At 48.2% G+C, this 26,470-nt stretch carries 27 protein-coding genes; 26 read left to right on the top strand and 1 reads right to left on the bottom strand.

The features are described 5' to 3' along the window. Positions 1 to 111 precede the first annotated feature (111 nt). Both atpD and AC58QO_RS26890 read left to right on the top strand, forming a co-directional pair. Complete coding sequence (gene atpD, locus AC58QO_RS26895; protein ID WP_497270966.1) at positions 112 to 1,509, top strand: F0F1 ATP synthase subunit beta; 1,398 nt, start codon at positions 112 to 114, stop codon at positions 1,507 to 1,509. A 46-nt stretch (positions 1,510 to 1,555) separates the two neighbouring features. Beyond that, on the top strand, positions 1,556 to 1,960 hold the full coding sequence (locus tag AC58QO_RS26890) for a F0F1 ATP synthase subunit epsilon (RefSeq protein ID WP_497270964.1): 405 nt from the start codon (positions 1,556 to 1,558) through the stop codon (positions 1,958 to 1,960). Positions 1,961 to 2,069: 109 nt separating this feature from the next. Here the strand turns inward: AC58QO_RS26890 and AC58QO_RS26885 are convergent, their stop codons facing one another. Continuing rightward, positions 2,070 to 2,234 carry a hypothetical protein gene (locus AC58QO_RS26885; protein ID WP_497270962.1) on the bottom strand — a complete coding sequence of 55 codons (165 nt, stop codon included), beginning with the start codon at positions 2,232 to 2,234 and terminating at the stop codon, positions 2,070 to 2,072. 219 nt (positions 2,235 to 2,453) lie between these two features. Between AC58QO_RS26885 and AC58QO_RS26880 the strand changes: the two genes are divergently transcribed. The 24 genes from AC58QO_RS26880 to AC58QO_RS26765 all read left to right on the top strand — a co-directional run bounded on the left by AC58QO_RS26880 (position 2,454) and on the right by AC58QO_RS26765 (position 26,394). Beyond that, a complete protein-coding gene (locus AC58QO_RS26880) occupies positions 2,454 to 2,819 on the top strand; it encodes an NADH-quinone oxidoreductase subunit A (RefSeq protein WP_497271050.1) in 366 nt (121 codons plus the stop codon). After that, positions 2,804 to 3,322, top strand: coding sequence for a NuoB/complex I 20 kDa subunit family protein (locus AC58QO_RS26875; protein WP_497258862.1), 519 nt, complete (start codon positions 2,804 to 2,806; stop codon positions 3,320 to 3,322). Before AC58QO_RS26880 ends, AC58QO_RS26875 begins: the two co-directional genes overlap by 16 nt. Then, positions 3,319 to 4,296 (top strand): NADH-quinone oxidoreductase subunit C, encoded by a 978-nt coding sequence (locus AC58QO_RS26870; protein WP_497270960.1) that lies wholly within the window; start codon positions 3,319 to 3,321, stop codon positions 4,294 to 4,296. Before AC58QO_RS26875 ends, AC58QO_RS26870 begins: the two co-directional genes overlap by 4 nt. Before the next feature lie 3 nt (positions 4,297 to 4,299). Further along, positions 4,300 to 5,400 carry an NADH-quinone oxidoreductase subunit D gene (locus AC58QO_RS26865; RefSeq protein WP_497270958.1) on the top strand — a complete coding sequence of 367 codons (1,101 nt, stop codon included), beginning with the start codon at positions 4,300 to 4,302 and terminating at the stop codon, positions 5,398 to 5,400. Further along, positions 5,400 to 6,404 carry an NADH-quinone oxidoreductase subunit NuoH gene (gene nuoH / locus AC58QO_RS26860; RefSeq protein WP_497270956.1) on the top strand — a complete coding sequence of 335 codons (1,005 nt, stop codon included), beginning with the start codon at positions 5,400 to 5,402 and terminating at the stop codon, positions 6,402 to 6,404. Before AC58QO_RS26865 ends, nuoH begins: the two co-directional genes overlap by 1 nt. Positions 6,405 to 6,469: 65 nt before the next feature. Continuing rightward, entirely contained in the window at positions 6,470 to 6,922 is a 453-nt protein-coding gene (gene nuoI, locus AC58QO_RS26855; protein ID WP_497270954.1) for an NADH-quinone oxidoreductase subunit NuoI, read from the top strand. Then, positions 6,915 to 7,445: an NADH-quinone oxidoreductase subunit J gene (locus AC58QO_RS26850; protein ID WP_497243363.1), complete on the top strand. Its 531-nt coding sequence runs from the start codon at positions 6,915 to 6,917 to the stop codon at positions 7,443 to 7,445. The genes nuoI and AC58QO_RS26850 overlap by 8 nt, the downstream gene beginning before the upstream one ends. A gap of 2 nt (positions 7,446 to 7,447) precedes the next feature. Then, positions 7,448 to 7,759 (top strand): NADH-quinone oxidoreductase subunit NuoK, encoded by a 312-nt coding sequence (gene nuoK / locus AC58QO_RS26845; protein WP_436240115.1) that lies wholly within the window; start codon positions 7,448 to 7,450, stop codon positions 7,757 to 7,759. 15 nt (positions 7,760 to 7,774) lie between these two features. After that, positions 7,775 to 9,703, top strand: a complete 1,929-nt coding sequence (gene nuoL, locus AC58QO_RS26840) for an NADH-quinone oxidoreductase subunit L (protein WP_497270952.1) — start codon at positions 7,775 to 7,777, stop codon at positions 9,701 to 9,703. Beyond that, entirely contained in the window at positions 9,693 to 11,315 is a 1,623-nt protein-coding gene (locus AC58QO_RS26835; RefSeq protein ID WP_497270950.1) for a complex I subunit 4 family protein, read from the top strand. Before nuoL ends, AC58QO_RS26835 begins: the two co-directional genes overlap by 11 nt. Before the next feature lie 37 nt (positions 11,316 to 11,352). After that, positions 11,353 to 12,831: an NADH-quinone oxidoreductase subunit N gene (locus tag AC58QO_RS26830; RefSeq protein ID WP_497271048.1), complete on the top strand. Its 1,479-nt coding sequence runs from the start codon at positions 11,353 to 11,355 to the stop codon at positions 12,829 to 12,831. 330 nt (positions 12,832 to 13,161) lie between these two features. Further along, the gene (locus AC58QO_RS26825) at positions 13,162 to 15,690 is read left to right on the top strand and encodes a S8 family serine peptidase (protein ID WP_497270948.1); all 2,529 of its coding nucleotides are present in this window, start codon (positions 13,162 to 13,164) and stop codon (positions 15,688 to 15,690) included. 18 nt (positions 15,691 to 15,708) lie between these two features. After that, positions 15,709 to 15,969: a DUF1146 domain-containing protein gene (locus tag AC58QO_RS26820; protein ID WP_497270946.1), complete on the top strand. Its 261-nt coding sequence runs from the start codon at positions 15,709 to 15,711 to the stop codon at positions 15,967 to 15,969. A 198-nt stretch (positions 15,970 to 16,167) separates the two neighbouring features. Next, a complete protein-coding gene (gene murA / locus AC58QO_RS26815; RefSeq protein ID WP_497271046.1) occupies positions 16,168 to 17,487 on the top strand; it encodes a UDP-N-acetylglucosamine 1-carboxyvinyltransferase in 1,320 nt (439 codons plus the stop codon). A gap of 348 nt (positions 17,488 to 17,835) precedes the next feature. Further along, complete coding sequence (gene spoIID / locus AC58QO_RS26810; RefSeq protein WP_497270945.1) at positions 17,836 to 18,882, top strand: stage II sporulation protein D; 1,047 nt, start codon at positions 17,836 to 17,838, stop codon at positions 18,880 to 18,882. Between the two features lie 82 nt (positions 18,883 to 18,964). Continuing rightward, positions 18,965 to 19,702 (top strand): peptidoglycan DD-metalloendopeptidase family protein, encoded by a 738-nt coding sequence (locus AC58QO_RS26805; protein ID WP_497270943.1) that lies wholly within the window; start codon positions 18,965 to 18,967, stop codon positions 19,700 to 19,702. A 208-nt stretch (positions 19,703 to 19,910) separates the two neighbouring features. Next, positions 19,911 to 20,201: a sporulation transcriptional regulator SpoIIID gene (spoIIID, locus tag AC58QO_RS26800; RefSeq protein ID WP_057313422.1), complete on the top strand. Its 291-nt coding sequence runs from the start codon at positions 19,911 to 19,913 to the stop codon at positions 20,199 to 20,201. Between the two features lie 174 nt (positions 20,202 to 20,375). Then, positions 20,376 to 21,374 (top strand): rod shape-determining protein, encoded by a 999-nt coding sequence (locus AC58QO_RS26795; RefSeq protein ID WP_436233409.1) that lies wholly within the window; start codon positions 20,376 to 20,378, stop codon positions 21,372 to 21,374. Between the two features lie 28 nt (positions 21,375 to 21,402). Further along, positions 21,403 to 22,296, top strand: a complete 894-nt coding sequence (locus tag AC58QO_RS26790) for a flagellar hook-basal body protein (protein ID WP_497270941.1) — start codon at positions 21,403 to 21,405, stop codon at positions 22,294 to 22,296. 25 nt (positions 22,297 to 22,321) lie between these two features. After that, on the top strand, positions 22,322 to 23,188 hold the full coding sequence (locus AC58QO_RS26785; protein ID WP_497270939.1) for a flagellar hook-basal body protein: 867 nt from the start codon (positions 22,322 to 22,324) through the stop codon (positions 23,186 to 23,188). A 25-nt stretch (positions 23,189 to 23,213) separates the two neighbouring features. Beyond that, positions 23,214 to 23,435, top strand: coding sequence for a DNA-directed RNA polymerase subunit beta (locus AC58QO_RS26780; protein WP_497270938.1), 222 nt, complete (start codon positions 23,214 to 23,216; stop codon positions 23,433 to 23,435). Positions 23,436 to 23,550: 115 nt separating this feature from the next. Beyond that, positions 23,551 to 24,069 carry a CDP-alcohol phosphatidyltransferase family protein gene (locus AC58QO_RS26775; RefSeq protein WP_497270936.1) on the top strand — a complete coding sequence of 173 codons (519 nt, stop codon included), beginning with the start codon at positions 23,551 to 23,553 and terminating at the stop codon, positions 24,067 to 24,069. A gap of 169 nt (positions 24,070 to 24,238) precedes the next feature. Next, the gene (fabZ, locus tag AC58QO_RS26770; RefSeq protein ID WP_497270934.1) at positions 24,239 to 24,667 is read left to right on the top strand and encodes a 3-hydroxyacyl-ACP dehydratase FabZ; all 429 of its coding nucleotides are present in this window, start codon (positions 24,239 to 24,241) and stop codon (positions 24,665 to 24,667) included. Between the two features lie 23 nt (positions 24,668 to 24,690). Beyond that, complete coding sequence (locus tag AC58QO_RS26765; RefSeq protein WP_497271044.1) at positions 24,691 to 26,394, top strand: phospho-sugar mutase; 1,704 nt, start codon at positions 24,691 to 24,693, stop codon at positions 26,392 to 26,394. Positions 26,395 to 26,470 lie beyond the last annotated feature (76 nt).

The following is a 26,470-nucleotide window of genomic DNA, read 5'->3' as shown; positions in this document are numbered from 1 at the left end:
GGGAATAAACCATCCGCTTAACGCGGTCGAACATCTTCGAAAAGACCTCGATAGAGGTTTATCTCATAAACGGTCTCGATGGAGACACAAGCTTTACTTAGGAGGGAAACCATGAGCAAAGGGCGCGTTGTGAATATTACAGGGCCTGTCGTCGACATTGAGTTCGAACGCGGACAACTCCCTGAAATTCTGAATGCTATCAAAATTGAAAGAACCGAAGGTGGACAATCATCCACTATGACGGTTGAAGCGGCTGTTCACCTTGGTGACAACCTCGTACGTTGCGTAGCAATGTCCTCAACAGACGGACTTGTACGTGGTGCCGTAGCAACAGATACTGGCGCAGCGATTACTGTACCTGTTGGTGCAGCAACACTGGGTCGTGTATTTAACGTATTGGGCGATCCGATCGATGGTAACGAAACGGTTGACCGTACATTTACTAGCCCGATCCACAAAGAAGCTCCAGCTTTCGACAACTTGTCGACAAAATCAGAGATTCTTGAAACAGGTATTAAAGTTATTGACTTGATGGCTCCTTATGCAAAAGGTGGTAAAATTGGTCTCTTCGGTGGTGCCGGCGTAGGTAAAACGGTAACGATGCAAGAGCTAATTCACAACATTGCACAAGAGCACGGCGGTATCTCCGTATTTGCAGGCGTTGGTGAGCGTACTCGTGAAGGTAATGACCTTTACCACGAGATGAAAGACTCCGGCGTTATCGCAAAAACAGCGATGGTATTCGGTCAAATGAATGAGCCTCCAGGCGCGCGTCTTCGCGTAGCTTTGTCCGGTTTGACAATGGCTGAGTATTTCCGTGACGAAGAAGGAAGAGACGTTCTTCTTTTCATCGATAACATCTTCCGTTTCACACAAGCAGGTTCCGAGGTTTCCGCTTTGTTAGGCCGTATGCCTTCCGCGGTAGGTTACCAACCAACTCTAGCTACAGAAATGGGTCAATTGCAAGAGCGTATTACCTCCACGAAAAAAGGTTCCGTTACTTCCATTCAAGCGATTTACGTTCCTGCCGATGACTATACGGATCCGGCTCCAGCAACGGCTTTCGCTCACTTGGACGCAACAACGAACTTGGAGCGTAGTATCGCGGCTGCAGGTATTTTCCCTGCAGTAGATCCACTAGCATCATCTTCCCGTGTTTTGACACCAGAAATCGTTGGTGAAGAGCACTATAAAGTAGCACAAGGCGTTAAACAAATTCTTCAACGTTACAAAGAGCTTCTGGATATCATCGCGATCTTGGGTATGGATGAGTTGTCTGATGAGGACAAATTGGTCGTTACTCGTGCGCGTCGTCTTCGTCTGTTCTTGTCTCAGCCGCTTCACGTTGCTGAGCCGTTCAACGGATTCCCAGGGTTGTATGTACCAATGAAGGATACCGTGCGCAGCTTCAAAGAAGTTCTTGAAGGTAAGCACGACAATCTTCCTGAAGTTGCTTTCCACAACGTGGGAACAATTGAAGATGCGATTGCGAAAGCTAAAACGCTGTAAGTTGCATTTGCATATTCGCTAAGTTAGCTTAGGAAGGAGAATCCAAGTGAGTACATTCCTACTGGAAATTGTAACACCGGAACGTAAAGTGTACGCTGAACAAGTGGACATGGTTAGCGTGAAGGGTGCTGAAGGGGAGCTTGGAATTCTGCCGAATCACATTCCATTGGTCACTCCACTCAGAATTGCTCCGATTACTGTGAAGAAAACGGGCTCTAAAGACGAAGTCATCGCAGTGAACGGCGGTTTCATGGAAGTGCGCAAGGATAAGGTGGTTATTTTGGCGGAAAGCGCCGAGCTACCTGAACAAATCGATATCGATCGTGCGAGAGCAGCGAAAGAGCGTGCGGAGAAACGTCTTGCAGAAATTAAGCAAGATAACGTAGATTTCAAACGTGCTGAAGCTTCTTTACAAAGAGCATTGAATCGTATCGGTGTGTCCGGGAAATAAATACGTGGTTAAAAGCGGGGGAACTTCGGTTCTTCCGCTTTTTTGTGTTTAAGCGGCGACAAAAAAGCTGCCCCTCTCTAATGAGAGGAGCAGCTTCATAGCATTCATTTTAAGCGTGATGCCAAATGGTGGATTCCCCTGTTTTCGGGCAAGGAGGAAAGGTTTCGCCTGCTGTTAGTTGAATGCTTTGCCCGTCGGCATCGCGATAGCGACCTGTTTCGGTAACTTTGTCATTGGTTCTATGTTGGTGATTAGCATTTGATGCATTTGCCATAAAAATCAGTCCTTTCGATGATCAAAATAGGGTTTGCGACCAGAGCCTCAATGCCCAATGAATAGTATTACCCACCTATGTGTAATGCTACTCATACATGGGAAGAATTAATGTCGACGCCTAAACCCCTTTTTGTTATACTAATATAGGTGATTATTACCAAAACAACTGAAATCGTAAGGAATGCAAATATGAAATGGAGGCGGTTACATTCACATGATGTATACAAATAACTATGTAATCGTAGCGGTTTTTCTAGGGTTAGGTATTTTCCTCCCCATAGCAGCGCTGACGATTGGCAAATGGTTAAGACCGAGTAAACCCATCGATGAGAAGTACACGACGTATGAGAGTGGTAATGAGCCTGTAGGTGAGGGGCAAATCCGGTTTAACATTCGATATTATTTGTTTGCTTTGATGTTTGTCATCTTTGATGTGGAGACCGTATTCCTTTATCCATGGGCTGTGGCATTTAATCAGCTTGGGTTGTTTGCTTTAATAGAAATGTGTATTTTTGTAGCCTTGCTTGCCATAGGATTAATATACGCTTGGAAGAAGAAGGTGCTGCAATGGACTTCAATTTAGAGTCGATCTCTCCCGAAGAACGGGAAGAAATAAATCGCAATGTATTTATGACAACGCTGGAGCAGGTTAAAGCTTGGGCTCGCAGTAATTCGCTTTGGCCATTGACGTTTGGCTTGGCTTGTTGCGCGATTGAAATGATGGGAACTGGCGCATCTCACTATGATTTAGACCGATTCGGAGTCATGTTCCGTACGTCACCTAGACAATCAGATGTCATGATTGTGGCAGGGACAGTTACGAAGAAAATGGCTCCTTTGTTACGCCGTCTTTACGAGCAAATGCCTGAACCGAAGTGGGTTATCGCGATGGGGTCCTGTGCAACTGCAGGTGGACCGTACGTGAAATCGTATTCGGTTGTTAAAGGTGTCGACCAAATCGTACCTGTGGACGTGTATATCCCAGGTTGTCCGCCTAATCCGGCCGCACTTATCTATGGCATCAACAAGCTTCAGGAGAAGATTCGCTATGAAGCGAAGACTGGGAAGCAGGTGATCAATCGATGAGCGAGGAGAAAAAGCCGGAAGAAACCACGGTTCCGACTCCTCCTGTTGGTGAGGATGGGAAAGAGGAAGGTCAAGCAGGAAGCGCTGCTGAAGGCAGTGTAGAGAGCAAAGATGAAGTGAAAGCGGAAGCTGAAGCGGAGAGTATCGTTGAAAGCAAGACGGAAGATGCGGAAACGAATGCCGTAGGAAACACCGAGAGCAAGGCGGAAGCCACTGAGCCGCCGCAGACGGAGGCAGCTCCAGCGGCGAGCACGCCAGCCACGGACGCGGCAGCCGAGCGCGCCGCCGCAAGAGCCGCGCGCCTCGCGGCGCGCGCAGCCACAGAGGCGGGCGAGCCTGCGCCCGCCGCACCAGCAACGTCAGCGTCCGCAGACGCTGGCTCAGATGAAGAGAAGGCGGCCAAAGCCCAGGCCGCCGCAGAAGCCCGTGCCGCGCGTGCCGCAGCACGCGGGGCAAAGACTGAATCGGCGGAGCCAGCCGCGCCGAAGGAGCCTTCACCGAACCAGCCGCTGCTGGACAGGTTGGTCGCGATCTTGAAGGCCGAGGCAGGCGAAGAGGCCGTGGTTGATGCCTTCATCAACGAAAGGGACGCGCATCGCCCATACGTGATTATTCACAGCTCACGCTGGCCGCAGGCCGCGCTGACGCTGAGAGATCACCAAGAGCTGCGCTGCAATTATATGCGCAATCTCTCCGGTGTGGATCAAGAAACGCACCTCGAGGTGGCGTATCATCTGCTATCCCTCACACACAAGCATGAGTTTTGTGTGAAGGTGAAGACAGACCGCGAGCAAGCAAGCATACCTTCGGTAGCTGATGTTTGGCCGACGGCCAACTGGAACGAGCGTGAAGCCTTTGACCTTTTCGGCATCGATTTCCCTGGCCACCCGAATTTAGTACGGATCATGATGCCTGATGATTGGGTGGGTCATCCACTGCGCAAAGACTACGAACCGCTTGACCCGGAGGTGTAGCACGTGTTACGGACAGAAGAGCTCCTGTTAAACGTTGGTCCTCAGCATCCTAGTACCCACGGCGTTTTCCGCGTGATCGTCAAGCTGGATGGTGAAATTATTAGAGAAGCAATACCCGTTATGGGCTACTTACATAGAGGAACAGAGAAATTGGCTGAGAACCTCAGCTATACCCAGATCATCCCGTACACCGACCGCATGGATTATGTATCGGCGATGACGACCAACTACGTGTTAGTTAACGCGGTAGAGAAAATGATGCAATTAGAAGTTCCAGAACGTGCTGAATTCCTCCGATTAATCGTGATGGAGCTGCAGCGAATTGCGTCTCACATGGTGTGGTGGGGAACGTACCTGCTGGATATCGGGGCGATGAGCCCGTTCTTGTATGCGTTCCGTGACCGCGAAATTATTATCGATCTTTTCAACGAATTGTGTGGCGCACGTTTGACGTACAACTACATGCGTGTAGGCGGCGTGAAATGGGACGCACCAGAGGGCTGGATTGAGAAAGTACGGAAATTCGTTCCGTATATGTACGGCAAGTTAGAAGAGTATCACACGTTAGTCACCGGAAATGAGATCTTCCTTTCACGGATTAAGGGTGTAGGTAAATATGATGCCGAGACAGCTATTGCATATGGCCTTAGCGGGGCGAACCTGCGTTGTACGGGTGTAGATTGGGATATTCGCAAAACGCAGCCTTACAGCCTGTATAGCCGCTTCCAGTTCGATGTGCCTGTGCGTAATGGCGGGGATTGTTATGACCGTTACTTGATTCGTATGGAAGAAATGAAACAGTCCCTTCGTATCTTGGAACAAGCCTTAGACGTGTTCCCTGAAGGTGGCGAAACCATGGGCAAGGTGCCGAGAGTCATTCGACCGCCAGAAGGCGAAATCTATGCAGCCATCGAGTCTCCGCGCGGAGAAATTGGTTGTCATATTATTTCCCGAGGTAAACAAGAGCCTTACCGCTTGAAATTCCGCAGACCTTCCTTCGTGAATCTGCAAATATTGCCCAAGCTGCTGGTCGGCGAGTCGATGACCAATCTAATCACGATTTTGGGCGGCATCGATATTGTCGTTGGGGAGGTGGATGCCTAATGGTCAATCTTTTGGAGGAGAGTCTGACATGGACGAACTTCTTCGTATTCCTTTTTTGGGGCATCGTCATGCTGTTCCTCGTTCTCGGTTTCGTTACTTATGCGATCTACTTCGAGCGCAAAGTGATCGGCTGGATGCAGTTGCGGATTGGGCCGAACCGAACAGGGCCATTCGGGTTGCTGCAGAGCGTCGCTGACGTTTTTAAGCTTCTCATTAAGGAAGATACGATTCCTAAGAAAGCTGAGCGTGAGCTTTTCATTCTCGCACCGATTATTACCTTTATTCCGTCTTTTACGATCATTGCGACGATTCCTTTCTCGGATAGGATGTTCAATGCAAATTTGAACGTGGGATTGCTTTATTACGTAGCTTTAACTGGAATCTCAACCATTGGGATTATCCTTGGCGGTTGGGCATCCAACAATAAATACGCGTTGCTGGGCGGCATGCGATCCGCAGCTCAAATGATTAGTTACGAAGTTCCGTTAGTTATTTCGGTCGTTGGTGTGGTTATGATGACGGGCAGCCTGAATCTGCACACCATTGTTGATACTCAGACGGGCGGCTTCTGGCACTGGAATTTCATTCCGCAGATCCTAGGTTTCATCATTTTCGTGATTGCGGGCGTGTCCGAGCTTAATCGTACGCCGTTTGACTTACCTGAAGCAGAATCCGAGCTCGTTGCGGGCTACCATGTGGAATACAGCGGTTTCCGCTTCGCTTTTTTCATGCTATCCGAGTATGTGTACGTCTTCGTCATTGCTTCACTCGTCAGTCTGCTTTTCCTTGGTGGATGGCATGCGCCATTCGGGTTCCTTGATTTCATTCCAGGCGTCCTCTGGTTCCTGCTGAAATTCTCATCGGTCGTGTTCTTCCTCTTCTGGCTGCGGGCGACACTGCCACGGGTTCGAATCGATCAGTTGATGGGCTTTGGCTGGAAAGTACTGCTTCCACTAGCGCTGGTCAACATGCTAGTGACAGCGATTATCATGACCATCTTCTAAGCAAGGTTTAAGTTCATGCGCACGAAGTCAGTTTTCCTCCGGAAAACGTTAAGGAGTTGAAACACATGAAGGGCATTATGAAAGGTTTAGGCTTCACGTTCAAGCACTTGACTGAGAAGAAAGTAACGTACGCATACCCTGATGTTCCGATTAAAATGCCGGATCGCTTTCGTGGTATTCAATATTTTGATCCCGAGAAATGCATTGTGTGCAATCAATGTGCGCGTGTATGTCCGACGGAGTGTATTACGTTAACTGGAAAAGCGAACCCAGACCCTGAGAAAAAGGGGAAGGTCATTGATACGTATGACATCAACTTCGAAATTTGTATTCTGTGCGATCTTTGCACAGAGGTGTGTCCGACGGAAGCGATCGTGATGACGAACAATTTTGAGTTGAGCAGCTACAGTCGGGATGATTTGTTCAAAAATATGGAGTGGCTGAGCAACAACACACAAAACATTCGTCAAGAGAACAATTCTGCGATGCCTAAAGGGGGCGCGAAGAAAGATGTTTAGTGGACTCGGCGATTTCCTATCCAGCGGTACGAGCTGGGCGTTCTTCATCTTCGCGTTGCTCGCCATCGGCGGGGCAATCTTTATGATCTCTTTTACAAAAGTCGTGCACATGGTTATTGCGGTTGCCCTTACGTTCATTAGCTTGGCTGGCCTATATGTCATCCTTGAAGCGGAGTTTGTCGCTTTCGTGCAAGTCCTGATTTATGCAGGGGCGATCTCGATTCTGATGATTTTCGGTATTATGATGACAAAGCATAGACAAGGTGAAGACGAGGGACCCAAGCGTCCTTGGCATGAAGGCTTGGCTATTCTTGGCGCTGTGGGATTGTTCGGCGTTTTGTTCTATGCGATTCAGAAATCGACCTTCGTCTCTTCGGGGGCATTGGATGCTGGCAAGGATAACACACTCGAAATCGGGAAGCTGCTCTATAACGTGCATGTCATTCCCTTCGAAATCATGTCCGTGCTGCTGACGGTAGCGTTCATTGGTGCTATCGTAGTTGCGAAAAGAGAGGAGGATTAGCGTTGGGTAACTTAATTACTCCTTATCTTACATTGGCGGCGATCCTATTCTGCATTGGACTTTACGGTGCACTAACGAAGAAAAACGGGGTCATTGTCTTGCTCTCCATCGAGCTTATGCTCAATGCGGTGAACTTGAACTTGATTGCTTTCTCCAAGCTAGGGGATCATCCCGCATTAACGGGGCAAATTTTCTCCCTCTTTAACATTACGATTGCAGCTGCTGAGGCGGCTGTGGGGATTGCCATATTGATCACGATTTACCGGAATAAAGGTACAGTTGAAGTTACGGATTTGGATTCTATGAAGCGCTAGGAGGCTAACAAGGCTATGGTATCGGACTATTCACAGTACGCCTGGCTCATTCCATTGTTTCCGTTGCTTGCTTTTCTAGCGCTTACGGCGATGGGACGTCAACTTAAGGATTTAGGGATTTACATTAGTATTTTTGCGATGCTGTTATCCTTCATTGTCGCTTTGCTCATTTTCGTAGAGCGTATTGGCGGCAAGGTGGAAGACTATACGTGGGATAAAATGAACTGGCTGCAGGTGGGCGATTTCACGCTGAAAATGGGCTTTGAGGTAACGAACCTTAACTCCCTGATGCTTGTCATTGTCACACTCGTATCGTTGCTGGTTAACATTTATTCTAAGGGATATATGAAAGGCGACGAGCGCATTCACGTGTTTTTTGGGTATATTGCGCTGTTCTCCTTCTCCATGTTAGGTCTTGTTATCTCCGAAAATATGTTGGAACTCTACATCTTCTGGGAGCTTGTAGGGGTATGTTCCTTCTTGCTCGTCGGATTCTGGTACTTCAAGCCAGAGGCGAAGGCTGCCGCCAAAAAGGCATTCATCGTCACCCGTATCGGGGATGTAGGCTTATTTATCGCGATCCTGCTGTTGTATCTATACATGCCAGGGCATGCGCTTGATTTCACATCGATACATAATGCCTTCACAACGGGCAAAATCGACCCTACGATCGTCACGTGGATCGCTGTTCTGATTTTCATCGGAGCGATGGGTAAATCCGGGCAATTCCCGCTGCACACTTGGTTGCCTGATGCGATGGAAGGGCCAACGCCGATTTCGGCGCTCATCCACGCTGCAACGATGGTTGCTGCTGGGGTGTACCTCGTGGCACGGACGTTTGATATTTTCCACGCCTCACCGGATGCACTGATGGTGGTTGCCTATGTCGGAGGATTTACGGCAATTTTCGCAGCAACAATCGGTATTGCGCAGAACGATATTAAACGAATTCTCGCTTACTCGACCGTGAGTCAACTCGGCTACATGATGATGGCGCTGGGGATTGGTGTTTCGATTACGTCGGGCATGTTCCACTTGTTTACACACGCCTTCTTCAAAGCCCTGCTCTTCTTGGGCGCTGGTAGTGTGATTCATGCGGTTCATACGCAAAACATTAATGAAATGGGCGGCTTATCCCGCAAAATGAAAATTACGACTTGGACCTTCGCGATCGGAACGCTGGCGTTAGCTGGTATCTTCCCATTCGCAGGCTTCTGGTCGAAAGACATGATTCTAACCGAAGCCTACGAGCATAACCAGCTTCTGTTCTGGGTCGGTGTGATTGCGGCGTTCTTTACCGCTTTCTATATGTCACGCCTGTTCTTCCTTGTGTTTATGGGCTCGTCTAGAGCGAAAGAGCATGCTGTGGAGGATCACGATGATCACGGGCATGGGGATGATCACGCACATGAGCCGCATGAATCGCCGGCGTCCATGACGACGCCACTCATTATTCTTGCTGCGCTTGCTGTCGTTGCAGGCTTCGTGAATACGCCATTCAACGAATGGCTGGGGCACTGGCTGACAGGGCATGAGCATGAAGAGACGGCCAATTGGACGGTTATTATTTTGTCCACATTAGCGGGCTTGCTCGGCATTGGCTTGGGTTACCTGATCTATCTCAAACGCACCATCCCTCGGGACATCGTTTCGAGTAAAGTGCCTTGGCTGTACACGTTGCTTAATCGCAAATATTTCATCGATGAAATCTACGAGACGATCGTGGTCAAACCGCTTCGCGGTCTAGGGTTCATTTTGGAATTGATTGATATTTACATCATTGACGGGATTGTACGCTTAGTTGCTTTCACCGTGGTTAGTCTTGGACGCTTAGGCTCCCGACTCCAAAATGGTCAACTGCAGTCTTACGGGGTCATCATGCTACTAGGGATGCTGATTCTGGCACTTGCCATTGCAGGAAGGAGGTTCATACATGCCGGCTAACTTACCCATTCTTAGTATGATTGCCTTCTCACCTCTGCTTGGTGTGCTCGTGCTGCTCTTCATTCGAGGAGATCGTGGACGTCTGATCAAAACGGTAGGTATCGTTACCACGCTGATTCCGCTTATTTTGGCGGCATGGCTGTATGTGGACTATAACTATCAAGGGGATCCGCTTCAGTATAAGGAACAGCTCAATTGGATCAAAGTCCCATTAAACCACGAGGGTATTCAGCAAATTACACAATTCTTCTTCGAATTTAAATATTCGTTGGCTGTAGATGGCATTTCGTTGCCTCTCGTCTTTCTAACAGCGCTGATCTCGTCGATGGCTGCATTAGCGTCCGTTTACATCAAGAAGCGTTGGAAAACGTATTTCATTTTATTCCTTTTGCTAGAAACAGGTATGTTCGGTGTATTCATGGCGCAGGATCTCTTCTTGTTCTTCCTGTTCTTCGAAATTACACTGGTGCCAATGTTCTTCTTAATCGGAATTTGGGGCTATATGAACCGAGAGCAAGCGGCTAATCGCTTCTTGCTGTATAACGGACTTGGCTCCGCGATCATGCTGATTGCGTTTCTTATTCTGGTTACGACTGCTGGATTTAACCAAGATCCTTCGCAGACAGAAGCTATCATTTACTATAGCGGTGATATTCATACGATTGCACATAACCTGCTTCAGGCTCCTGAAGCTTATGTGAATCAAGCGAACACGCCGTTCTTTATGAGTCAAGCGATGAAATGGACCGTGTTTATCATGCTCTTGGTTGCTTTCGGGATCAAGCTGCCGATCTTCCCGTTCCATACGTGGATGCTGAAAGTACATACAGAGGCTCCGCCTGCAGTTGTAATGATTCACTCCGGGATTTTGCTCAAAATGGGGGCCTACGGCCTCATCCGTTTCGGGATTCTGTTCTTCCCGGCGGAAGCCCAGCAATGGGCGTGGGTGCTCGCGCTCCTCGGTGTCATTAACATCGTGTACGGTGCGCTTCTCGCGATGGTCCAAAAGGACTTCAAACTCGTACTGGCCTACTCGAGTATCAGCCACATGGGCATCGTCCTGTTGGGACTTGCTGCGTTCAACATTGCAGGTCTGCAAGGCGCCGTGTTCCAATTGATCTCACACGGTCTGATCTCAGCCCTGATGTTCTTGCTCGTCGGCAGCATCTACGAGCGAACCGAAACCACACAGCTCGATCGCTTGGGCGGTCTCGCTAAGAATATCCCATTCATCAGCGGTATTCTGCTGATTGGGGGAATGGCATCGCTCGGATTGCCTGGCTTATCCGGCTTCATCAGTGAGTTCCTCGCGTTCGTCGGACTCTTTGAAACACACCGCGTGTACGCGATCGTCGGTACACTGGGTATTATCTTCGCAGCGGTTTACGTGCTGCGCGGGGTACTGAACATCACGTTCGGCCCGAAGCAGCCGAGCTTACTGCAGCAAGGGATGCGTGACGCGCGGCTCATCGAGGCTGTGCCGATGATTACCTTGGTCGCGTTCATTCTCTTGCTGGGCGTGTACCCAAGCGTGCTGAGTCAGCCGCTTCAACAAACCATTGGCAGCTTGGATCAATTGATCCATAGCGTAGCCGGGAAGATAGGAGGTTAGTCCAGTGGAACAGATTAGACTCCATGCTGCTGATTTGATGTATCTGCTCCCTGAGCTTGCGCTGGTTGCTACCGCGATCATCCTATCTCTCTTGGATTTGGTCCTGCCGAACCGATTCAGTCGCTCGATTATCGGATGGTTGACCTTAGTCGGCATCGCGATTTCCGCCGTCTTCGTTGTCCTGCAGTTGAATCCAGACGAGGCGATTCAGCTTCTGAATCAAAGCTACCGCGTCGATGATTTCTCAAACTTACTTAAATTATGTACCCTCGTTGGCACTGGACTCATCGTTTTCATGAGCTTAGGCTTCGTGAAAGAGGATAGCATCCCGCATGTCGGAGAGTACTACTACTTCTATTTGCCTGCTGCGTTAGGGGCCATGATCATGTCATCCTCGGGTGATTTGATTACACTCTATGTAGGCTTGGAACTGCTCAGCATCACCTCTTACTTGATGGTTGCCATGAAGAAGAGAGATAGCAAGTCTAATGAAGGATCATTCAAGTATTTGGTGATGGGCGGTATTTCATCCGCTATTATCCTGTACGGCATGTCATTCCTGTATGGAATGGTTGGTTCTGCTAATCTGCAAGAGATTGGCACAGCCCTCCCGTCGTTGGTAGCTTCCTATGAGCCATTGCTCTACGTGGCGTTCTTCCTGCTATTAGCAGGCTTCGGCTTCAAGATCGCCGCTGCGCCATTCCACAGCTGGGCACCGGATGTATATGAGGGTGCGCCAACTCCGGTAACGGCTTTCTTGGCTGTCGTGTCCAAAGCGGCTGGCTTTGCCATCCTGTTCCGTGTCTTCTATGTCTTGTTCGGATTTAGCAGCTTCGAAGGAAGCCAATTGCAATCCGACGTGTTTCTCGCGATATCCGTTATGGCGGCGATTGCGATGGTGGTGGGGAATTTCATTGCCCTGAAGCAAACGAATATGAAAAGGCTACTCGCCTATTCGGGTATTGCGAATGCCGGCTACCTGCTCGTTCCAATCGGAACGTACTTCTCGGCCACGCATTATGCCAATTTCTCGGAATTCATTTTCTACTTAATTGCGTATATGTTTATGAATATCGGAGCTTTCGCTGTGCTGATGATTATCGAACAGGCTGAAGGTCACACCGAGGCCAAAGGCTTCGCAGGCTTGTACTACCGTGCACCTTTAACAGCCGTGGCGATGGTATTGATCATTCTTTCCTTAGCTGGTATTCCTGTATCAGGCGGATTCTTCGGTAAGCTTTACATTATTTTAGGAACGATGCAGACGCAGCAATACTGGCTTGGTGCCTTAATGATCGCAACCAGCGTGGTCTCGTTCTACTACTATTTCAGTATCGTCCGTCAAATGTTCATGCGCAGCGATTATGAGCCGGCAGCGATCAAAGTGTCCGTACCATTAGGCATAACCGTTTGGCTATGTACCCTAATCAGCGTGGCGCTAGGCGCGGTTCCGCACTTGGTGCTGAAAGCCATTGAGAGCGTCTTTACTTTGACAAAGGATTTCATCATCATGTAAATGTCTTACGAGAAGGCCCTTCCTACTTAAGTGTAGGAAGGGCTTTTCTAATTTCCAATCCCACTGCTTAACGGACATAGGGGTAGTTTTTTGCCGATAACGCTGTCCGTTACCAATGGAACTTGCCTATTTCCCTGGAAATAAAAGACTCGAGGGTCCATTATAGCTCGGCAGGCGGACAATTCCCAAAAAATATTTTTAAAAAATTTCGTCAGATCTGAACTTTTTGCGAAGATAAACCGTTATAGGTATCGAGAAGAAGTTTAATGTGGTATAGATATATAAGTAAATGACAAAAGAGATTTAATATGGGATAAAGGACCTGATGTGATGAAAAGTTTTCGATACTTAGGCTCCATGATAATGCTGCTGCTCGTCCTAGGACTAACAGCATTCGTGACCAACGTAGAGGCAGCGTACGCGGTGTCTTCGGATCCGATGAGGGTGAAACAAACCTATTTGGATATGATTCGCGTTGATCAAGCGTGGGCGGCGGCAGGAGATTCTCGTTCGCCGATTATAGTCGCCGTTGTGGATACAGGCGTTGATCTTGGGCATCCAGATTTAATTGGCAATTTGGTTGATGGTGTGAACTTGCTGCAGGCTTCAAAAAAGCCTTTTGATGATAATGGACATGGAACGAACGTAGCGGGCTTAATTGCCGCTGCGATTAATAACGATAAAGGTATTGCGGGAATCGCTCCCAATGCCAAGATTATGCCGATTAAGGCGCTAGAAGCAGATGGAACAGGCGGCGAAGCTAAGCTGGGAGAAGGGATTAAATATGCCGTCGATCACGGAGCGAAAATCGTTGTGCTTTCTTTAGGGTTGAATAAATATTCGGATTACTTGGCAGGTGTTGTGCAGTACGCTGAGGACCGTAATGTATTGCTTGTCGCAGCTGTTGGTAATGAAAGCACAAGTGTGAAATACCCCGCGGCCTATCCGACGGTATTATCCGTTGGCGGGGTGAGTCTGAATAAACTTGCTGATCCGCGGTCGAATTACGGCCCAGAGCTAGATGTTATGGCACCTTGGGATGTATACACGACCGCTCTTGGCGGGGGATATCAGTACCAAGATGGAAGCTCGATGGCTGCGCCTCAAGTAGCAGCCGCAGCAGCGCTAGTCTGGGGTAAATACCCAGGGATGACGGCGTATCAGGTGCGATCGCAGATCGAACAAACGGCGCAGGACTTGATGGCCAAAGGATGGGACGCTAAGACGGGTTATGGCTTATTGAACATCGAGAAAGCACTGACCGAGCCGTATAAGCAAGATCGGTTTGAGCCGAATGATCTAGCTAGTCAGGCAGCATCACTTCCAAATCATACGATGGTCAGAGCGAACCTTAGCTCGGGGCAGGATCAAGACTGGTATATAATTGATGCGGTTTACGACGGGTCCATCCAATTAGCTGTGCTTGCTGAAGATAGCGGCGCAGGAATTCGCGTGAATTTCGATTCGGGGCAGAGCTTTGTCGCGGCCAGTGGTGCAGATGCTAAGCCGTTCACGGTGGCTGTGACCAAAGGGCGCACGTATGTGCAGCTGGAGAACGTGGATCGAACACGGAAGACAGCTATGAATTACACACTCCGGACGGATTTTGTGATTTATACGGATCCTTTTGAGGATAATGATCGGCAGTATAAGGCTTTTACATTGCCAGAGCGCAGTCAGACTGTACGAGGTACTTTTCATGAAAAAGGAGATCTCGATTGGTTCGCACTAACGCTAGAACACTCGGGCACGATGCGCCTTCGACTATCAACGGATACAGGTCGGATTGATCCCATGCTTCTTTTCCAGAAAGAAGGAGAGAAGGGGGCGACGATCGATCAAGCTGGTGATGGTGGGATAGAGGTTAGCTCTCAAATGGAGGTCCTTCCTGGACAGTACTATATTCGTGTGAGTAATGTGAAGGACTATGCCGGACCGATTACGGGTGAATATACGTTAGAGATTGAGTATGATCCTAAATTAATTGACCCGAACGAACCGAATGACAAATCGTATCAAGCTACGTTTGCTGCGATGAATGCAGGGTATGAGGGTGTTTTTAACAAAAATGATGACGTCGATTGGTTTGAATTCCGGTTGACTTCAGATAGCTTGGCGCAAGTGCGATTAACGAATATTCCTACATCACGTACGTTATATGCCACCTTGTATAATAATTCCCTTCAGGAGCAAGGTACCTATCGTAGTGAGTCTGGTTCGAGTCAGCTCAATTTCGAGAAGCCTTTGCCTGAAGGAACGTATTATATTAAGCTCCAGGCCAACCAGTGGTTCATGAGTCAGATGTATCGCTTACAGTTGAATAGTTATGGGCTTGTCAGCGGGTATGTCGATATTGCCGGACATTGGGCGCAGGAGGCCATTAGCCAGCTTACCGAGCAAGGCATGATTAGCGGGTATGGCAACTATCGTTTTGCTCCTAATCAGTCGATTACAAGGGCAGAAGCCGCTACCGTGCTGTCACATGCTTTGCGTTTAACGAAACGCAAGGACTTACGATTTAGCGATGTAGCTGCTTCGCATTGGGCTTATGCCGACATTGCCAAAACGGTTCAGGCGTCGATCGTAGAAGGCTACCCGGATGGGACTTTTGATCCCGACGGAAAGTTGACCCGGATGGAAATGACACAAATGCTTGCACGCAGTATGAATATGACAGGGAAGCTGCGCGGCAATACGCCTTTTAGCGATGTGAGTGAATCTTACTGGGGCGTGGGCATTCTCAAACAGATGGCAGCCGATGGTTGGATCAGCGGATTTCCCGATGGTACCTTCCATCCGGAAGATCAAGCAACACGGGCAGAATTTGTGACTTTGCTGGCCAAAGTCGTCAACCGGTAAATCGAAGAGGAGTGACCTATGAACGAGACGGACAAATGGAGTGAAATGGCGCAATATGCGTCGTGGATGAACATGGCTAGTATAGCTGTCTATATTCTTTGTATCGGATTAGCGTGGTGGTCGCTGCAAGCGTTCCGCTTTGATGTTTTGCTGAGAAGGCCCAAAGGCGCACAAGCCATTATGCTGCAAATATTACTTTCGATCGGACTTGGGCAGTTGGTTGCAGGCTTTTTCATTCAGTATTTAGGTCTTTCATTGAGTTTCAGTAAGATGTTTTAATACGATTTCCCGAATAATGCAGAAGTTTGTTGTCAACAATGGATAATAGAACGGAATGAAAAACGCAAGAGGCTTCGAACTCTATGTAGGGCATCTCTGACTGCCAAAAGAACACAGTTGTATCTATGTGGCTCCAAATGATAAACTTAGGAAATGTGCAAAACCTGTCTTTTAAAATAAGTGCGCGGAGGGACCATGATGAGCAAAATTATCGTCCGCGGTGGCCGAAAGCTAGCTGGCAATGTAAAAATCAACGGAGCAAAAAATGCGGTACTGCCGATTATTGCGGCTTCCATTCTGGGGTCGGAAGGTGAAAGCGTCATCCACGATGCGCCTCCCCTTGACGATGTACTAGTCATTAATAAAGTATTACAAAGCTTAGGAATTGAAGTCGAATATAACCGTCAGGTGATTCGAGTTAAAGCTGGGCAGATTAATACCTGTGAAGCTTCCTATGATCTAGTCCGTAAAATGAGAGCCTCTTTCCTCGTGATGGGTCCTTTGTTAGCTAGGTTGGGTCAAGCGAGAATTTCGCTTCCAGGCGGTTGTGCGATTGGCACAAGACCGATTGACCAGCATCTCAAAGGCTTTGAAGCGATGGGTGCCGATATTGAACTGGGTCAAGGCTATATCGAAGCGAAAGTGAAAGGGCGCCTGAAGGGTGCCAAAATTTATTTGGATGTCGCCAGTGTAGGCGCAACCGAGAACATTATGATGGCTGCAACGCTTGCGGAAGGCACAACAACCATTGAAAATGCGGCAAAAGAACCGGAAATTGTTGATTTGGCCAATTATCTGAATGCGATGGGCGCTGTCATCCGCGGTGCGGGAACGGGTGTTATCCGCATTGAGGGTGTTGAGAAGCTTCGCGGCGCCGTACATACGGTGATTCCGGATCGCGTAGAAGCCGGAACTTATATGATCGCTGCGGCTATTACGGGTAGCGAACTGTATATGGAAGGCGCGATTGGTGATCATCTTCGTCCTGTCATTTCGAAGATGCAGGAAATGGGCGTGACGATCGAAGAAGATGAGAACGGCATTCGTGTTCGTGCTACAGGTCCACTGCGTGCAGTGGACGTGAAGACGTTGCCGTATCCGGGCTTCCCAACTGATATGCAGTCGCAAATGATGGCGCTGCTGATGGTGGCAGACGGAACGAGTCTTGTAACCGAAACCGTGTTCGAGAACCGGTTTATGCATGTGGATGAATTCGCGAATATGAACGCAAACATTAAAGTGGATGGACGTACAGCGATCGTAAGCGGTAACTCGAAGCTGCGTGGTGCGAAGGTATGTGCAACAGACCTGCGTGCGGGTGCGGCGCTCATTCTCGCGGCATTAGCGGCTGAGGGTGAAACCGAGATCACGGGTGTTCACCATATCGATCGTGGATATGTCGACATTACGGACGTTCTGCGTGAGCTAGGTGCCGACATTTATCGCTCGGTCCCACAAGAGATTGAACAGGAAGTGGCGGAGCTTGGATTTTTCAATATCCAGCCAACGCTAGCGTAATAGAAGAAGAACCATCGGGGAACGACCCTGATGGTTCTTTTTGTTTGGAGAGAAGTTCATACGGCAATTTAGCTACTTTGGTGGACTGACTCTCTCACACTCACTCTCACTCTCACTCTCACTCTCGCTCAAGCTCTCACTTGTACAGTCTAGCTCGCGTTTACTCTACTTTTATTTTTGCTCACGCCTTATTTCTACCAGTACTTACCTCTGCGCTTGCTCTTACTCTCTCTGCCTTCTTAGTACTTCTCAGACTCTTCTCAAGTTCTATTCTAGCAACCCCTCTCATAAGCTAAGACATACCAAAATTCCTGCTAGTAAACGCGCTTATGGAGGCTGCTCAGACATATGTTCAAAAAGAAACGCGTGCTCAGAAAAGAGGTCATCCTGTGGATGGCTGTTTGCTTATCTTCCATGTTGTGTGTCACTATCATTGTGCCTGGATTGCTAGTCAAGAAGATTCCGACCGACGAGGTATACCCCATCCCAATTACAGATTCAACTTTGCAAGAGACTAGTACCGAGCAAGGTCTGATGATCCCCGTGTATTTGACGAAACAGGCGACCGTTCAAACCGTTCCACTAGAGCAATATGTGAGAGGTGTGCTAGCTGCTGAAATGCCTGTTGATTTCGAACTAGAGGCACTCAAGGCGCAAGCAATGGCAGCTAGAACCTATGTTGTGCGTAGAGTTATAGAAAAGGATTACAGCAACATGCCGGTGAACGACGCGCTGGTGACGGATACGACAGCTCATCAGGCCTATTTAACGGATCAAGCGCTCAGAGAGAAGTGGGACAAGTCCAAGTACGAAGTGAATATGGCCAAGATTGATAGAGCCGTCAATGAGACCAAAGACAAAATATTGACCTATGGGCACGTTCCGATCAATGCGACTTTTTTCTCAACAAGCAATGGCTATACCGAGAATTCGGAAGAGTACTGGCCTTTCAAAAGTCCGTATTTGCGCAGCGTACCTAGTCCTTGGGATATCAAACTTTCCTCTCGCTATCAAGAAAGTGTTACGATCAGCTATAAGACTATGCTTCAGAAGCTAGGTGTGGCGAGCATTGCGACGACGGATACGAGCGCCAAAGGCATGAAAGTACTCTCTTGGTCTACCGGACATCGCATTAAAAGTATGACAATAGGAGGCAAGATTTTCTCTGGACGTGAGGTGAGAGAGAAACTAGGCCTAGCATCCTCTCAATTCGCTTGGAAATGGGCAGGCTCTCAAATTACGATTACCACTTACGGTTATGGCCACGGTGTGGGTCTCAGTCAGTGGGGGGCCAACGGTATGGCGAAGGAAGGGAAAACAGCCGAGGAGATCGTAACCTATTATTACACAGGCATCTCTATCGAAAATGCAGCTTCTTTTCTCCACAAATCATAACCTTGTAATGTTTCTATAAAAATATCTTTCTGGAAGTATAAAACCTTGGAATGTGTCAAGAATGGTTGATGAGGTGATAACCATGAGTGATAATAACAAAGGTTTTCAGAAAGAAGAAGCTCCTAAAACTGTTCAAGGAGCACAAGGTCCAACATCTGCATGGAAGAGGTTGCTTGCTAAGAAATGGGTATTCCCAGCGACGTATGTGGCAGCAGCAGCAATTATCTTAACCTTAATGTGGGTGTACCAGGGGGCAGGAACGAAAACAGTCAGCGAAGAAGATCTGGGTATTAAGGTTAGCAGTACAGAACAAACCGATAATCCGAGAGCACCACATGATGGGGCTGTCGCGGTTAACGGAACCACGGAAGCAATGCAATGGCCTGTCAAAGACAGAGCTGCTGTCGAAGTGGCGATTCCTTACTATGACACAAATGCATCCAATGATGTGAAAGCAGCGGCTATGATCGAATATCTCGATCAACTGACTCCGCACACGGCCATCGACTTAAAGGCAAAAGATGGTGCAGCCTTTGATGTTCTAGCAGCACTTGGTGGTAAAGTTACTGCTGTCGAGCAAAGCCCTGTTGTAGGTAAGCTGGTTGAGATTACACACAGCAACGGCCTGATCAGTATTTACCAAAGCTTATCAGACGTGAAGGTAACGAAAGGCGCTGAAGTGAAAAAAGGCGACATCATTGCCAAAGCAGGCAGCAACGATTTCGAGAAGGAAGATGGCGTGCATTTACACTTTGAAGTGCGTCAAGTTAGCGATAATGCAGCCGTTAACCCAGAGAGCCTCTTGAATGTGAAGCAATAAAATATAAGTGAAGGGCAGCGGGTACATACCTGCTGCTTTTTCCTATTTTTCATCCGATTTGGACCCGTATTAGCGGTAAAAGCTCAAATTGCCCCATTATTTTGAAAATAAATATGGGAAATGAGCTTGTCAGGCTTGGTTACGTAGAATATCTAGTCATGCCCCTCATATACTTTACCAAACTATCTCGAGTAGGGAGGCGAGGGGAGTGCACGATTACATCAAAGAGCGAACCATTAAGATTGGTACCTGTATCGTCGAGACCAAGAATACGGTTCGCACCATTGCTAAGGAATTCGGCGTTTCCAAAAGCACGGTGCATAAGGATTTGACGGAAAGACTACCGGAAATCAACCCAGACCTGGCCAATCAGGTGAAGCACATTTTGGAGTATCACAAGTCAATTCGGCACCTTAGGGGAGGAGAAGCGACGAAAATTAAGTATCGTAAGACCCGTAATCCTAAGCTTTCCGAAGTTTTGGTTACGGTTAAGTCCTAAGATACCCTTCATCCCGAGATGTTTCCTATGTTTCCTATAACTGGACGTGTCGAAATTTCACGGAAAAAGAGGAAAACATGCATTTATAGCGAATTTAGCTTATAATTAGAACTGTATATCAGAGCGCCGATTCTTCACGGGATGGACGGTAGGTTTAGGGAGGATTAATTAGAAATGTTCAGCAAGGATATTGGAATAGATCTCGGCACGGCAAATGTGCTTATTCATGTTAAAGGTCGCGGAGTTGTGCTTGATGAGCCATCCGTAGTTGCTATTGAAAGCGATACGAAACGCGTGCTGGCTGTAGGCGAGGAAGCCTTCCGCATGGTAGGTAGAACGCCTGGCAACATCATTGCCATTCGTCCATTGAAGGACGGTGTTATCGCAGATTTTGATATTACGGAAATGATGTTAAAGCATTTCATCGCGAAAATTGGGGGCAAGAATTGGTATTCTCACCCGAGAATACTGATCTGCGCCCCTACCAACATTACCTCGGTCGAGCAGAAAGCGATTCGCGAAGCCGCTGAGCGCAGCGGTGCTCGTGAGGTATTCATGGAAGAAGAACCGAAGGCAGCAGCAATTGGCGCCGGGATGGACATCTTCCAGCCTAGCGGTAATATGGTTGTTGATATTGGCGGAGGGACGACGGATGTTGCCGTGTTATCCATGGGCGACATCGTCACCTCCTCTTCCATCAAGATTGCTGGCGATAAGTTCGACACAGCGATCATGAAGTATATCAAAAATAAGTACAAGCTGCTTATCGGTGAACGGACAAGCGAAGATATCAAGTTGAAAATCGGAACGGTATATCCACATGGGCGCGATCAAGAGATGGATATTCGCGGAAGAGATATGGTATCCGGACTTCCTTTGACCATTACAATCCACTCCAGCGAGGTACAGGAAGCGCTATGGGATCCGGTTTCCTCCATCGTCACTGCGGCGAAGAGCGTGCTTGAGCGGACACCTCCAGAGTTATCTGCGGATATTATTGACCGTGGTGTTATTCTGACAGGCGGCGGCGCATTGCTGCATGGTCTTGATCAATTGCTTGCGGATGAGTTGAAAGTACCTGTATTAATCGCAGAAGATCCAATGTCCTGTGTAGTTAAAGGGACAGGAATTATGCTTGATAATTTAGATAAAGTAACCAAACGCAAATTTTAGTTAGATATACTATCTAAGAGGTGACTTGATGTTAAGAGGACTGTATACCGCGGCCGCAGGGATGATTTCTGAGCAACGCAGACACGATACCATAACCAATAACATTGCCAACTTGAATTCCCCAGGCTTTAAACAGGGTAATGCCTTGTCGCGTTCGTTTCCAGAAATGCTGATCTCTACGATTCGCGGTGGACAAGGTGCCTCACCAGCACCTCTTGGGAAGATGAGCTTAGGTGTGTTCTCCGAGGAGAGTATCTCTGTCCACACACAAGGTGATCTGCAGGAGACGCAGAATCCCTTCGACTTCGCACTCGTCTCTAACATTCAGCTGCCGGGAGTCACATTTGATGCAACAGGCAAATATGTAAACGAAGACGGCGAGCGGACGTTCCAACCGCAGGCGTTATTTACTGTCTTGAATCCGAATGGTGAACAGCGTTACTCCTTAAACGGGAAGTTTACTGTCGATGCAGCAGGACAACTTGTGAATGCGAATGGTGAACAAGTGTTGGGTCGAGATGGACAACCCTTGGTCTTGTTGGATGGAGCCGGGCAACCGATTTCCAATTTCAAAGTAACGGCTAAGGGTGAGTTCATGGACAGCGATGGACTTCCGATATTGGATGCGGCAGGAGCGCCGATTGGCTTGATGCTTTCGCGGGCAGAGAATCCGAATCTCTTGCTCCGCGAGGGGAACGGGTTAATGCGCATTAATCCGGGGGATGAAGCGACGATCACGCAAGTAGCGGCAGGCGATCAAGTTGAAGTACGTCAGGGCTTTGTCGAACGTTCGAACGTGGATTCCGCGCAATCCATGGTGGACATGATGTCGGCGCTGCGCGCCTATGAAGCGAATCAGAAGGTCATTCAATCGTATGATAAAAGTATGGATAAAGCAGCAAACGAAGTAGGACGCGTCTAAATCTAGCTTAGCGAAGGGGCCAACCATGAACAATTCCATGATCAACTCATCGGTATCCATGCACAGCTTACAGCAAAAGCTGGATATTCTCTCCAATAACATAGCAAACGTAAATACGAACGGCTTCAAGAAGAAGGAAGCCTCCTTCGAGGATGTCTTGACGAACGTTCAAGCGCAGCCCGAAGGCTTCCGTCAACAAGGACGCTTCTCGCCGCTCGGCTTTAACCAAGGATGGGGCTCTAGGCTCGTGCAAATTCAAACGAATTTGTCGCAAGGGCCTGTACAGTCGACGGGTAATCTAACAGACTTCGCCATCCAAGGCGATGGTTTGTTCGAAGTTGCTGTCAGCAAGGTGGACGAGAACGGTAATCAAGTGTTTCAACCAGCTTGGACCCGTAATGGGGCATTTAGCTTAACGCCGGATGGAGCTGGCGGGACAGTCCTCACGACCAAAGAAGGTCACTTCATCTCAGGTACGGACGGCAATCCGATTCACGTACCAGTTGGTTTCCGACCAGCCGTTGGGAAAGAGGGTACAATCCAAGGCTACAATGAACAGGATCCATCAGCAGCACCCGTGACATTAGGTCAAATCAAGCTTGTTCGTGTGGTACGTCCACAGCTGCTTCAAGATGTGGGGGATAACCTATATACGCTGCCAGCGGGGATTACCGCGGGTGAGAAGGCGAACATCTTGCAGGACGTGAACGGCGTGGCTGCGACAGAAGCGACTCGCGTTAACTTGCTGCAAGGATTCTTAGAGCAATCGAATGTGACACTCTCGGATGAAATGACAGACCTGGTTATTGTTCAACGCGCGCTTCAGCTGAATTCCCGGGCTATCACATCGTCCGATCAGATGATGAATATGGCTAACAATTTACGTGCTTGATCGTAGAAAGGTAGGGATAGGCTCGATGACGGATAAGCCTGCTCCAGTCAAGAAGAAACAGCCAAGGCCGAGATGGCAGAAGATCCTTTGGCTTATTTTCAAAATCATACGTATTCCTGTGCTCTGTGTTATAGCTATCTATGTTGGATTATGGGTGGGTTACACGAAGCTGGGACAACAGCCATCATCAGAAATCTTACATATTAGCACATGGCGGCATTTATACGATCTCGTTTTTGCAAATTAATTCGAACTCCCGCATGGGAGTTTTATTTTTATCCAAGCAGCGGTATAATGGATAAAGGCTTTATCTACCAAATCTTGAAATTTCGGATCGGATACTTAGGCGCAGGAGGAGTACCTTGAATATACCGAACATGCTCACGATCAGCAGGTTTGTACTAATCCCCGTGTACCTCGTGCTTTTTTTTAATGGCTATATCCGAACCTCCTTCATTATCTTACTTGTAGCTGGATTGACGGATATCTTAGATGGCTATATCGCTAGAACGCGTAAATTAATCACCCCTATGGGTGTCATGTTAGACCCGCTGGCCGATAAGTGTATGATGATTGCGGTTATCCTCTCCTTGCTCATCTCAGAGATGATTCCTTGGCAAGCAGCAGCGGCTATGTTCATACGTGACGCAGGTATGATTATTGGCTCTGCCTTTTTTCATTTCAGAGGGAAACTGACCGTTCCAGCGAACGTTATGGGGAAGTTAACGACGGTTCTCTACTATTTCGCCATCCTTTTCATTGTGTTTGAATTTACCTTTGCTATCTCGTATTTATGGTATGTGATCGGGGTCTCCTTCTTAACATCATTTATTTATATTTTCCAGTTCCTTCTATTAAATCGAGGAGCTAGAGCGAAATAACCATCACAGGCACAACGAAAAAAGAGCCTATGTAGGGGTCTGTGATACAGACCTTTACATAAGCTCCCCTTATATGAACCTTCAACTCTGCAGGATATGAAGGGACCTCCCTATTGTAAGTAATTCCCTTGTATTTTATACAAGTATTCGAAAGGAGCACGAACGCACGATGCTAGATATTAACCAAATTCAAGAGATCATTCCTCACCGCCCGCCTTTTCTGCTCGTTGACCGCATTTTGGAAGTCGAAGAAGGGGTTAGAGCTGTTGGGATCAAGAATGTTACCATCAATGACCCTTTCTTCGCAGGACACTTTCCCGGTTATCCGGTGATGCCAGGCGTTCTGATTGTTGAAGCCCTCGCGCAGGTTGGCGCTGTAGCCGTCTTGTCGATGCCTGAGTATAAAGGCAAAATCGGTCTATTCGCAGGCGCAGACGGCATTCGCTGGCGTCAACAGGTCGTGCCAGGAGATACACTTACGCTAGAAATGACCATCACACGGGTCAAAGGCAGCATTGTCAAAGGTCAAGCAGTGGCTAAGGTTGGTGACAAAGTGGTAGTCGAAGGTGAGCTTATGTTCGCCCTTGCTAATAAATAGCTCGTACTTATAAAGGAGATGACCTGACGACGATGACGCGTGTACAAACAGAGTATCAATTATGGCTCCAAGATCCAGCTGTCGATGAGCAAACGAAGCAAGAACTCCAAGCTATTCGGGAAGATGAGAGAGAAATCGAGGATCGCTTTTATAAAGATCTTGAATTTGGGACAGGCGGTCTCCGTGGGGTCATTGGCGCAGGTACGAATCGTATCAATGTGTACACTGTCGGACGCGCAAGCCAGGGCTTAGCTCAGTATGTAAATGGAACAGGTGCAGCTAACCCTGCAATCGTTCTTGCTTACGACTCTCGTCACATGTCTCCTGAGTTCGCTTTGGAATCCGCGCTTGTTTTCGCAGGTAATGGGATTAAAGCGTATCTATTCAAGACGCTGCACGCGACACCTCAGCTTTCATTTGCCGTCAGATACTTAGGCGCGACTGCGGGTGTTGTTGTCACAGCGAGTCACAATCCGCCAGAATATAACGGCTATAAAGTGTACGGGGCAGACGGTGGGCAGTTGGTGCCTGAGTTTGCAGAGCAAGTCATTGCTCACGTACAAAGCATCGATACCTTTGATAAAGTAAAGAAGCTGTCCCAGCAAGAAGCGGAAGCGCAAGGGTTGTTAGCTTGGTTAGGCGAAGATGTGGATCAGGCTTACATAGAGGCTGTTACGGCCGTTAGTCAAAATCCAAACGTCATTAAGGAAATCAGTGATGATTTCCGTGTGATTTTCACACCGCTGCACGGCGCAGGGAATATCCCTGTACGCGAGGTATTGAAAGCCGTAGGCTTCGAACAAGTGCGCGTAGTAGCGGAGCAAGAGCTGCCTGATGCGCAGTTCTCCACCGTGAAATCACCGAATCCGGAAGAGCGCGAAGCGTTCACGCTAGCCATTGCACAAGCGAAGGCATGGAATGCTGACATTATTATCGGAACCGATCCTGATGCTGATCGCATGGGGGCCGTCGTGAAGGATGCGAACGGTGAATATGTTGTCTTAACGGGTAATCAATCCGGTGCGATTATCGTGAACTATCTATTGGGAAGTATGAAAGAGCGTGGAACACTCCCTGCGAACGGCGTTGTGATCAAAACGATCGTAACCAGCGAGATGGGCGCAGTTATAGCAAATCATTACGGCATTCCAACACTGAATACGTTAACGGGCTTTAAGTATATCGGTGAAAAAATGTCGCAATTCGAACAAACGGGCGAGCATACGTACCTGTTTGGCTATGAAGAGAGCTACGGCTACCTGGCTGGCAGCTATGCAAGGGACAAGGATGCGGTCATCGCAGCCATGTTAATCGCGGAAGCTGCGGCTTACTATAAGAAGCAAGGCAAAACTCTATATGAGGTGCTTCAGGAGCTATACGAATCCTTTGGTTTCTTTTTGGAAAAACTGGAATCAAGAACACTCAAAGGGAAAGACGGCGTGGAACAAATTGGCCGCATGATGGAAGCTTGGAGAACGAATCCGCCAACTGAGATCAGCGGTACACGCGTAAGCTCCGCCCTGGACTACGCACAAGGCATTCACGGCTTACCTCGCGAGAACGTACTCAAGTTCAAACTAGAAGACGGTTCATGGTTCTGCTTGCGTCCATCCGGTACAGAGCCGAAAATTAAATTCTATTTCGCAGTGCAAGGGACAACAGGGCCTGAGGCTGCACAGCAGTTAGATGGAATCATTCAATACGTACTTAATCGTGTAGACGGATAGTGCAATAGGTGTACAAGACCTCTTCAGAACCTAAGTGAGGGATAGATCGTCTAATGAATGGCTGGATATGAAATCT

This window comes from Paenibacillus sp. J31R30, from assembly GCF_059692115.1.
Note: the sequence above shows the minus strand (reverse complement) of the source record. Positions and strands in the feature narration are given on the sequence as shown.

Excerpts from the sequence above, each read along its gene's own strand:
- atpD (WP_497270966.1), top strand. The coding sequence starts at position 112 with ATGAGCAAAGGGCGCGTTGTGAATATTACAGGGCCTGTCGTCGACATT.
- AC58QO_RS26885 (WP_497270962.1), bottom strand. The coding sequence starts at position 2,234 with ATGGCAAATGCATCAAATGCTAATCACCAACATAGAACCAATGACAAA.
- AC58QO_RS26880 (WP_497271050.1), top strand. The coding sequence starts at position 2,454 with ATGTATACAAATAACTATGTAATCGTAGCGGTTTTTCTAGGGTTAGGT.
- AC58QO_RS26875 (WP_497258862.1), top strand. The coding sequence starts at position 2,804 with ATGGACTTCAATTTAGAGTCGATCTCTCCCGAAGAACGGGAAGAAATA.
- AC58QO_RS26870 (WP_497270960.1), top strand. The coding sequence starts at position 3,319 with ATGAGCGAGGAGAAAAAGCCGGAAGAAACCACGGTTCCGACTCCTCCT.
- nuoH (WP_497270956.1), top strand. The coding sequence starts at position 5,400 with ATGGTCAATCTTTTGGAGGAGAGTCTGACATGGACGAACTTCTTCGTA.
- nuoI (WP_497270954.1), top strand. The coding sequence starts at position 6,470 with ATGAAGGGCATTATGAAAGGTTTAGGCTTCACGTTCAAGCACTTGACT.
- AC58QO_RS26850 (WP_497243363.1), top strand. The coding sequence starts at position 6,915 with ATGTTTAGTGGACTCGGCGATTTCCTATCCAGCGGTACGAGCTGGGCG.
- nuoL (WP_497270952.1), top strand. The coding sequence starts at position 7,775 with ATGGTATCGGACTATTCACAGTACGCCTGGCTCATTCCATTGTTTCCG.
- AC58QO_RS26835 (WP_497270950.1), top strand. The coding sequence starts at position 9,693 with ATGCCGGCTAACTTACCCATTCTTAGTATGATTGCCTTCTCACCTCTG.
- AC58QO_RS26830 (WP_497271048.1), top strand. The coding sequence starts at position 11,353 with ATGTATCTGCTCCCTGAGCTTGCGCTGGTTGCTACCGCGATCATCCTA.
- AC58QO_RS26825 (WP_497270948.1), top strand. The coding sequence starts at position 13,162 with ATGAAAAGTTTTCGATACTTAGGCTCCATGATAATGCTGCTGCTCGTC.
- AC58QO_RS26820 (WP_497270946.1), top strand. The coding sequence starts at position 15,709 with ATGAACGAGACGGACAAATGGAGTGAAATGGCGCAATATGCGTCGTGG.
- murA (WP_497271046.1), top strand. The coding sequence starts at position 16,168 with ATGAGCAAAATTATCGTCCGCGGTGGCCGAAAGCTAGCTGGCAATGTA.
- spoIID (WP_497270945.1), top strand. The coding sequence starts at position 17,836 with ATGTTCAAAAAGAAACGCGTGCTCAGAAAAGAGGTCATCCTGTGGATG.
- AC58QO_RS26805 (WP_497270943.1), top strand. The coding sequence starts at position 18,965 with ATGAGTGATAATAACAAAGGTTTTCAGAAAGAAGAAGCTCCTAAAACT.
- AC58QO_RS26795 (WP_436233409.1), top strand. The coding sequence starts at position 20,376 with ATGTTCAGCAAGGATATTGGAATAGATCTCGGCACGGCAAATGTGCTT.
- AC58QO_RS26790 (WP_497270941.1), top strand. The coding sequence starts at position 21,403 with ATGTTAAGAGGACTGTATACCGCGGCCGCAGGGATGATTTCTGAGCAA.
- AC58QO_RS26785 (WP_497270939.1), top strand. The coding sequence starts at position 22,322 with ATGAACAATTCCATGATCAACTCATCGGTATCCATGCACAGCTTACAG.
- AC58QO_RS26780 (WP_497270938.1), top strand. The coding sequence starts at position 23,214 with ATGACGGATAAGCCTGCTCCAGTCAAGAAGAAACAGCCAAGGCCGAGA.
- fabZ (WP_497270934.1), top strand. The coding sequence starts at position 24,239 with ATGCTAGATATTAACCAAATTCAAGAGATCATTCCTCACCGCCCGCCT.